This is a genomic window from Streptomyces sp. NPDC002133 (assembly GCF_040296405.1).
Taxonomy (GTDB): Bacteria; Actinomycetota; Actinomycetes; order Streptomycetales; family Streptomycetaceae; genus Streptomyces.
On sequence record NZ_JBEOXF010000149.1, the window covers coordinates 1 to 1,330 of the forward strand.

General features: G+C 65.3%; 1 protein-coding gene. It reads right to left on the bottom strand.

Features of this window, described 5'->3' with window-relative positions; genetic code table 11:
* Positions 1–27 precede the first annotated feature (27 nt).
* A protein-coding gene (locus ABT078_RS42510) for an IS3 family transposase (RefSeq protein ID WP_351237842.1) occupies positions 28–1,280 on the bottom strand; the annotation gives its coding sequence in 2 pieces (ribosomal slippage) (positions 28–998 and positions 998–1,280; 1,254 coding nt in all).
* Positions 1,281–1,330: the final 50 nt, after the last annotated feature.

The following is a 1,330-nucleotide window of genomic DNA, read 5'->3' on the forward strand; positions in this document are numbered from 1 at the left end:
TGAACCGCCCCGGGTTCGGTAGAGATCTCAGTTTGTGGTTGTGACCTGGGGTTTCGCGGATTTCATGTAGTGGTTGGTCTCGTACTCGACGGGCGGGACGTGGCCTATCTCACCGTGGAGTCGGCGGTGGCAGTACCAGTCGACCCACTCGGCGGTGGCGAGCTCGACCTGGGAGAGCGTCTTCCAGGGCCGGCCGGGTTTGATCAACTCGGTCTTGAACAGGCCGATCGTCGATTCCATCAGGGCGTTGTCGTAGGCGTCGCCGACCGAGCCGATCGATGCCGCGATCCCTGCTCGGTCCAGATGCTCGGCCAGCGCGAACGATGTGTACTGCGACCCCGCGTCCGAGTGGTGTATCAACTCGCCCTGCGAGTGCGGGAATCCGTCCCGGTCGCGTTGCCACAGCGCCATCTCCAGGGCGTCCAGGACGAGCCTGGTCTCCTTGGAGGTGGAGGCGGACCAGCCGACGATGCGCCGGGAGAAGGTGTCCACGACGAACGCGACGTAGATGACCCCGCTCCAGGTGGCGACGTGCGTGAAGTCGGCGACCCAGCAGCGGTTGGGGGCACTGGCGACGAAGTCGCGGTCGATCAGGTCCGGGGCCCGCTCGGCGGCCGGATCGGACATCGTCGTGATCACCTTCCTGCCGCGGACGGCGCCGGTGATACCGAGCTCGCGCATGAGGCGCTCGACGGTGCAGCGGGCCACGGCATGCCCCTGCCGGTTCAACTCACGCCAGATCTTCCGGGCCCCGTAGACACGGTAGTTGGATGTGTAGACCTCCTGGATCCGCTCCTTGAGTTCCTCATCGCGCAGGGAACGGGCGGAAGGAGTCTCGAGGCGTTTTTTGTGGGCGTAGTACGTGGAAGGGGCGATCTTGCAGTCGTGCTCGGTGAGCGTCCTGCAGATCGGCTCGACGCCGCCGAAGCGGTCCCGGTGCTCGTCGATGAACGCTACGAGCGTGTGTGTGGCCGGTCGAGCTCGGCCGCGAAGAAACTCGCCGCGGCCTTCAGGATCTCGTTGGCCCGTTTCAATTCGGCGTTCTCCTTCTTCAACGCCTTGAGCTGGGCGGACTCCTCAGTCGTCGTCCCCGTTCGCGTCCCCGCGTCGATCTCGTGCTGCTTCACCCAGTTCCGCAGCGTCTCGCGGGAGCCGATGCCGAGCTTCTCGGTCACCGCCTGCAAAGCGGCCGTCTCGTTCGGGTGATCGTCGCGCACCTCGGCGACCATGCGCACCGCACGACGGCGGAGCTCAAGCGGGTAACGGGAAGGTCGTGCCATGACTCGATCCTTTCACGAAATCGAGTCTCCATTCGAGCCGGGGCGATTCA